5 protein-coding genes are annotated in these 7,511 nt (G+C 68.4%); 1 reads left to right on the forward strand and 4 read right to left on the reverse strand.

What is annotated here, in order from left to right; all coding sequences use genetic code 11:
* Window positions 1-28 precede the first annotated feature (28 nt).
* On the reverse strand, window positions 29-1,402 hold the full coding sequence (locus tag UK23_RS32445; protein ID WP_045315522.1) for a neutral zinc metallopeptidase: 1,374 nt from the start codon (window positions 1,400-1,402) through the stop codon (window positions 29-31).
* Between the two features lie 133 nt (window positions 1,403-1,535).
* Between UK23_RS32445 and UK23_RS32450 the strand changes: the two genes are divergently transcribed.
* Window positions 1,536-2,228, forward strand: coding sequence for a hypothetical protein (locus UK23_RS32450; RefSeq protein ID WP_045315523.1), 693 nt, complete (start codon window positions 1,536-1,538; stop codon window positions 2,226-2,228).
* Here UK23_RS32450 and glgB read toward each other — a convergent pair.
* From glgB to treS, 3 genes are read right to left on the reverse strand one after another with little or no spacing between them, the layout of a single operon-like run.
* Window positions 2,151-4,346 (reverse strand): 1,4-alpha-glucan branching protein GlgB, encoded by a 2,196-nt coding sequence (glgB, locus tag UK23_RS32455; protein ID WP_045315524.1) that lies wholly within the window; start codon window positions 4,344-4,346, stop codon window positions 2,151-2,153. The two genes, UK23_RS32450 and glgB, sit on opposite strands and share 78 nt — an antisense overlap.
* A gap of 4 nt (window positions 4,347-4,350) precedes the next feature.
* Window positions 4,351-5,661: a maltokinase N-terminal cap-like domain-containing protein gene (locus UK23_RS32460; RefSeq protein ID WP_045315526.1), complete on the reverse strand. Its 1,311-nt coding sequence runs from the start codon at window positions 5,659-5,661 to the stop codon at window positions 4,351-4,353.
* Window positions 5,662-5,669: 8 nt separating this feature from the next.
* Window positions 5,670-7,478 (reverse strand): maltose alpha-D-glucosyltransferase, encoded by a 1,809-nt coding sequence (gene treS / locus UK23_RS32465; protein ID WP_045315525.1) that lies wholly within the window; start codon window positions 7,476-7,478, stop codon window positions 5,670-5,672.
* Between the last annotated feature and the right edge of the window lie 33 nt (window positions 7,479-7,511).

A 7,511-nucleotide genomic window follows, 5' to 3' on the forward strand; every position in this document is an offset into this window, starting at 1 on the left:
TACTTGCAGACGCCGACAAAGCCAGCGCCTAGAGGCCGCACTTCTTGGGACCCTCGAACACTCCCTCCCGGAACCGCGCCACCCGCGCGAACCCCGGATCCACCGCGTCCTGACCCTTCACGTCCCGCGCCGCGTAGTCGAACTTCAGCAGCACCGTCACGGCCTCGTCGAAGTCACCGGGAGACAGCCCGAACTCGCTGCCCTTCCGCGTGAACACCGCGCCCGTGTACGCGCCTGCCAGGCACAGGGCGGCCGCGGAGGCCTGCTCGCCCTCGGTCGGCTTGCCCAGCACGGCCAGCTCGGCCATGGCGTACCTGGTCGCGATCAGCGTGCCGGTCGCGTAGTCGCCGAGCTCCTTGTGCAGCAACGGCAGCTCGTCCTTGGTGTCGATCTTGATCGTCTTGTCCGCAGGGCAGTACGCCACCGGGCCCTGGTCGCCTGAGCAGTCCGGCTCGGTCTGGGCGGCCTCGGCACGCGGGGACGGCCAGGTCTTGCCCGCCGTCGTCGCCAGCGTCTTGAAGTAGCCGTCCAGGTCGGGCGTCACCGACTCCAGCATCTGCGCGAAAGGCAGGTTGCCGCCGTTCGCGCGGTCGGTGGTCGTCGTGAAGGCGCGCTGGGTGAAGGTGCGGTTCTGCACGGACATCGCCCCGCAGAACTTCGTGCCCTGCTCGTAGCCGTCCTGGAACGCCGCCACGCGGTCGAACGCGCTGCCGTGCGCCTGCTCGTCCTCAGGGGAGGTGCCGACCGGGTCGCGGAACGTGATCAGCGCGCCCAGCGCCTTGTCCAGCGAGTCCGCGTTGATGTCGAGGCGAGCGGACTTGCCGTCCGTCACGTTGCGCACGAACGACCCCGCGAAGCAGTCGGCCTGCGCCTCGGTGAGGATCGTCGGGTACTTCTCCGGCTCGCGGCGCTCGGCCTCCGGCGTGATGCCCATGCGGTTCTGCACCGCGTGGCCGATCTCGTGGGCCAGCACGACGACCACGGCGGCCTCGCCGAAGCGGTCCTGCAGCACCGGGAGCAGCGACGCGCGGTCCCAGGCGATGGCGTCGGCGGCCGGGCAGTAGAAGGCGTTGCCCTCGACGTCCGCCGCCTTCTGCGTGCACGGCGGCGGCTTCGCGGAGGCATCGGCCGTGTCGACCGAGTAGTAACCGCCGGTCAGCGACTTCCACGGCTTGTTGAACGACGCCTGGAACGACTGCTTCCAGAACTCGTCGATGTCGGTGAGGGCGGTGGCGGCCAGCTTGTCGATGGCGCCGTTGTCCGTGCCCCTGACCTGGATGGTCTCGGACGACGCCTCCTTCTTCACCACCTTGGCGGCACGGGGACGGCCGGGGACCTGGGCCGTGCACCCCACCGCGAGCAGAGCGGTGAGGACGACCAGCGCGATGCTCCGGAGCGGCATGAGGCCATTGTGCCTGTCGCTCGGCTTGAGGGGCGTCCTACTCGTCGAACTCAGGCGCATACAGAAGCCAACGTGCCGCGGACTGATCAGGTTCACCGGGCTGAAGTCCATCAGCGGACTTACATTTCCAAGCGTGCGCGAATTCCTGTTCGCCGCGTTGCTGCTCCTGGGCCCTCCCACGGGAGCCGATCCGGTCATGCCGGGATGTGTCGGAGGCATCGCGCCGAACCCGCGCACCGGCATGATCACCGGGCCCGGCACGGTGGAATCCACTCTCGAAGCCGTCCCCGGCGGCATCTACGACCTGTCCGTCTGGGCGGGCAGCAAGAAGCCGGGTCCGGCGACCGCGATCGGGCTCAGGTTCGAGGACGAGGCCAACGTCCAAACCGGACGGACCTACGCCCGCTGGCCACAACAGGACAAGCGGTACAACACCTACGGCATGATCGCGCCGCAGAACGCCGCCACCGTCCGGTTCTTCGCGACGACGACCACCGAGATCCACTGGACCTGCGTGTTCCTCAGGGTGTCCGCCTACGACCTGGTGCTCGAAGCCGCGCAGAACACCCTGAAGATCACCATCACGAACACCGGCAGCCTGCCGTTGACCGGCCTGAAGCTCACCGGATGCCCGGACGCAACGCCGTTCGACCTGAAGGACCAGGTCGTCCGCACCTGTCCGGGCACCGCACCGGCGACCGCGACGGTGTCCGGCGCGCTCTACTGGAACGGAGCGCTGCCGGACAGGTCAGTCAGCCTCGAGCACGGGCAGAGCCTCGGTCACGGCCTCGGCAGCGGGGTCGGGAACCAGCCACAGCACACCTGACGGCGGCAGCTGCAGCAGAGCGGAGTACGGCCGCCCGTGCCACGGCTTGGCCTCGGCCTCGACGCCACCCATGTTGCCCACACCCGAACCGCCGTAGTGCGCGGCATCGGTGTTGACGAGCTCCTTCCACCGCCCCGCGGACGGCAGCCCGACCCGGTAGTCGTGGTGCGGCATCCCGGCGAAGTTCGCCACGCACGCCAGTGTCGACCCGTCCTCACCGATGCGCAGGAACGACAGCACGTTGCCGCCGGAGTCGTTCGCGTCGATCCACTGGAACCCCTCTGGCGTGACGTCGTGCGAGAACAACGCCGCCGCTGTCCTGTACACCGAGTTCAGGTCCCGCAGCAGCGACTGGATGCCCTGGTGCAGGCCACCCTGCTCGACGAGGTGCCAGTCCAGCGAACGGGACTCCGACCACTCCTGCTGCTGCCCGAACTCGCCGCCCATGAACAGCAGCTGCTTGCCCGGATGCGCCCACATGAACGCCAGCAACGAGCGCACACCCGCGGCCTTGTTCCAGTCGTCGCCCGGCATCCGCTGCCACAGCGAGCCCTTGCCGTGCACCACCTCGTCGTGCGACAGCGGCAGCACGAAGTTCTCGCTCCACGCGTACACCAGCGAGAACGTCATCTCGTTGTGGTGGAACGACCGGTGGATCGGCTCGCGAGACAGGTAGTGCAGCGAGTCGTGCATCCAGCCCATGTTCCACTTGAACCCGAACCCGAGGCCGCCCAGGTGCGTAGGCCGCGTCACGCCGGGCCACGCCGTCGACTCCTCGGCGATCATCACCACGCCGGGGTGCCGCCGGTACACGGTGGCGTTCAGCTCCTGCAGGAACCGCACCGCGTCGAGGTTCTCCCGGCCACCGAACTCGTTGGGCAGCCACTGGTCCGCCGGCCGCGAGTAGTCGAGGTAGAGCATCGACGCGACGGCGTCCACGCGCAGGCCGTCGAGGTGGAACTCCTCGATCCAGTACAGCGCGTTGGCGACCAGGAAGTTGCGAACCTCGTTGCGCCCGAAGTCGAAGACGAGCGTGCCCCAGTCGAGCTGCTCACCACGCCGCGGGTCCGCGTGCTCGTACAGCGGCGTGCCGTCGAACTTCGCGAGCGCCCAGGCGTCCTTGGGGAAGTGCGCGGGCACCCAGTCGACCAGCACGCCGATGCCGCGCTGGTGCAACATGTCCACGAAGTAGCGGAAGTCGTCCGGCGAGCCGAACCGCGAGGTCGGCGCGTAGTACGAAGTGACCTGGTAGCCCCACGAACCACCGAACGGGTGCTCGGCGACGGGCAGCAGTTCCAGGTGCGTGAAGCCCATGTCCTCGCAGTAGTCCGCGAGCTCGACCGCCAGCTCCCGGTAGCCGAGACCAGGCTTCCACGACCCGAGATGCACCTCGTAGATCGACATCGGCGCGTTCGACCACTGGGTGGCCTCGCGCCGCGCCTCCCACTCCGCGTCCTGCCACTGGTACTCGGACCGGGTGACCACGGAGGCGGTCTGCGGCGGCTTCTCCGTCGCGAACGCCATCGGGTCGGCCTTCTCGTGCCACACGCCCTGCGCGTCGAGGATCCGGAACTTGTACCGCGTGCCCGCGGGGACGTTCGGCAGGAAGACTTCCCACACACCGCTGGAACCCATGGAGCGCAAGGGATTCGCGCGCCCGTCCCAGCCGTCGAAGTCACCCGTCACGCGCACGCCGCGCGCGTTCGGTGCCCACACCGCGAACGAGACACCGGTGACGTCGCCGGAAGCCGTTTCGTACGAACGGATGTGCGCGCCGAGCACGTCCCACAACCGTTCGTGCCGGCCCTCGCCGATCAGGTGCAGGTCGAGCTCGCCCACGGTCGGCAGCCACCGGTACGGGTCGTCGACCTCGACGGTGCGATCGCCGTAGGACACCAGCAGGCGGTAGTCGCCGGGCGCCTCGGGCAGCTCACCTTCGAAGAGCGCGTCGGCGATGCGTGGCAGCTCGACCTGCTTGTCGCCCCACGACACCGCGACCGACGTGGCGCCGGGCCGCAACGCCCGTGCGACCACCTGGTCGCCGACGGTGTGCACACCCAGCACCGAGTGCGGGTCGTGGTGCGCACCGGACAGGAGCCGGTCCAGATCGGCCTTCACGTTTCTACTCGCCTCCGCTGGTCATCCGGGCGATCGACGACAGCGGAACCGTCAACCACTCCGGCCTGTTGGCGTGCTCGTAAGCGACCTCGTAGACCGCCTTGTCCAGTTCGAACGCGCGCAGCAGGTGCGCGTTGTCCCGCGGGTCTGCCGCCACCTCGGCGTACCCGTCGCAGAACGCCGCCCGGTTGCGCTTCGTCCACTCCATCGCGCGGTAGGCGAGCTGGTCGTCGTCGGGCTGGCCGACCAGCAGCTGCCGGGCCGCGTAGTCGAACGACCTCAGCATCCCCGCCACGTCCCGCAACGGCGACCGCAGTGCGTTGCGCTCCTCGACGGTGGCCGCGGGCTCGCCTTCGAAGTCGATCAGCAACCACCCGTGCACGGTCCGCAGCACCTGACCGAGGTGCAGGTCGCCGTGGATGTGCTGGATCGGGATCTCCCCGACGTGCTGCCGGGCGTCCTCGAACGTGGCGCGCAACGCGTCCTCGTAGCGGCCCAGTTCGGGCACCGACGCCAGCACGGTGTCGAGGCGCTGCTGCATCCCGGCGATGGCGGTGGAGATCGCGTCCGGGCCGGCGATCCTGCTGCCGAGCGCCTCGACGAGGTCCGCGTGCACCTTCGCCACCGCGTGCCCGAGCCGTTGCGCCTCGCCGGCGAAGTCGCCGCCGACCTCGTCCGCGTGCAGGTCGGCCTCTGCCATCAGGTCGCGCACCGAGGTGGTGGCCATGGCCCAGCCCTCGACCGCGTCCGGCATGAACTCCTGCAGCATGCCGAGCGTGATCGGGATGCAGTCCCAGTCCGTCTCGATCGACCCGAGCGGGCGGGCGATGTGCTCGCAGCCGACGGAGCGCAGCGCCTGGTGCATCTCCAGGTCCCGGTTCCCGCCGAAGACGATCTTGCGGAAGATCTTCAGGATGTACTGCTGGCCGTAGATCAGCGACGTGTTCGACTGCTCCACGCCGATCGGCCGTCCGCGCAGCCCGGTGCGCAGCTCGACGCCGGGCTCGTGGCGGAAGTGGATCGTGCCAGCCGTCGCGTTCGCCGCGATCTTGGCGAGCAGCTGCTCGTTGCGCTCGGGGTCGGCCGTCGCGTCGAAGCCGTCGGCGTCCTCGCTCACCAGCAGCTGGTACATCTCGGTGCGGCCGGGTTGCTCGACCTCGACCAGCACGTGCACGAGGTCGCCGTCGAGCGGCGTTGTCCTCAGTGGACGGACCGAGGTGATCGGCTGGTCCTTGCCGCCGAACCAGCGCAGCGCCGGCAGTAAGCCGGGAAGCGCCGTGACCAGCTTGTCGGTCAGCTCGTCGGGTTCGATCATGCGCGGGTTCACCTCATCTCGCTGTCGTCGCCCGCCTCTACCAGCTGGAACCAGTAGAAACCGTGACCGGGAAGGGTCAGCAGGTACGGGAGTTCCCCGATCGAGGGGAATTTGACACCTCCGGTGAGCTCCAGCGGCGTGTAGTCGCGGTGCTCGGAGAGGTCCAGCTCGACCGGTTGCGGGAAGCGTGACAGGTTGTTCACGCAGAGCACGATGTCCTCACGGCCGTCCGGGCGCTTCCACAGCCGCTTGTAGGCGAGCACGCTCGGGTTCGAGCCGCCCAGTTCGCTGAAGTCGCCCTCCGCGAACGCGTGGTGCTGCTTGCGCACCTCGATCATCCGGCGGGTCCAGTTGAGCAACGACGACGTGTTGTTGAGCTGCGCCTCGACGTTCAGGCCCTGGTAGCCGTAGACCGGGTCCATGATCACCGGCAGGTAGATCCGGCCGGGGTCGCAGCTCGAGAAGCCCGCGTTGCGGTCCGGCGTCCACTGCATCGGCGTGCGCACGGCGTCGCGGTCCTGCAGCCAGATGTTGTCGCCCATGCCGATCTCGTCGCCGTAGTACAGAACGGGCGAGCCGGGCAGCGACAGCAGCAGTGCGGTGAACAGCTCGTGCTGGTTGCGGTCGTTCTCCAGCAACGGGGCCAGGCGTCGGCGGATGCCGATGTTGGCCTTCATCCGCGGGTCCTTGGCGTACTCCGTGTACATGTAGTCACGTTCTTCGTCCGTGACCATTTCCAGCGTCAGCTCGTCGTGGTTGCGCAGGAAGATGCCCCACTGCGCGTTCTCCGGGATCGACGGCGTCTGCGCCAGGATCTCCGAGATCGGGAACCGCGACTCGCGCCGCACCGCCATGAAGATGCGCGGCATCAGCGGGAAGTGGAACGCCATGTGGCACTCGTCGCCGCCGATCTCCGGATCACCGAAGTACTCGACCACGTCGGACGGCCACTGGTTCGCCTCGGCGAGCAGCACCCTGCCGGGGAACTCGTCGTCGACGACCTTGCGGCACTTCTTCAGGAACTCGTGCGTGCGCGGCAGGTTCTCGCAGATCGTGCCTTCCTCCTCGAAGAGGTACGGCACGGCGTCGAGGCGGAACCCGTCGATGCCGAGGTCGAGCCAGAACCGCAGGATGTCGAGCATCGCCTCCTGCACTTCCGGGTTCTCGTAGTTGAGATCCGGCTGGTGGCTGAAGAAGCGGTGCCAGAAGAACTGCCCGCGCACCGGGTCGTACGTCCAGTTCGACGACTCCGTGTCGACGAAGATGATCCGCGCGTCGCTATAGCGCGAGTCGTCGTCGCTCCACACGTAGTAGTCGCCGTAGGGGCCTTCCGGGTTCTGCCGCGACTCCTGGAACCACGGGTGCGCGTCGCTGGTGTGGTTGAGCACCAGGTCCGTGATCACCCGGATCCCGCGCCGGTGCGCCTCCTCCAGCAGGTACACGAAGTCCTCGACGGTGCCGAACTCCGGCAGCACCGCGCGGAAGTCGCTGATGTCGTACCCGCCGTCGCGCAACGGCGAGGCGTAGAACGGCGGCAGCCAGAGGCAGTCGACGCCGAGCCACTCCAGGTAGTCGAGGCGCGAGGCGAGCCCTCTGAGGTCGCCCGTCCCGTCGCCGTCGGAGTCGCTGAACGCGCGGACGAGCACCTCGTAGAAGACCGCGCCCTTGAACCAGCTCGGGTTCGCCGACGCCGGCTTGGCCGACTTGAAGTCCTCAGCCTGCGGTTCGACCAGGAAGCCCTCGTCGTCGATAGCCTCTCCGGTGTGCGGTGTGCCCTCGAGCCCCAGCGCCGCGTCAGGACGGGTGTCTTCACTCATGATTTCCCACCTCGTCGGGGGTGTAGTGGCTCT

The sequence above is a fragment of the Lentzea aerocolonigenes genome (genome assembly GCF_000955955.1).
Taxonomy (GTDB): Bacteria; Actinomycetota; Actinomycetes; order Mycobacteriales; family Pseudonocardiaceae; genus Lentzea; species Lentzea aerocolonigenes_A.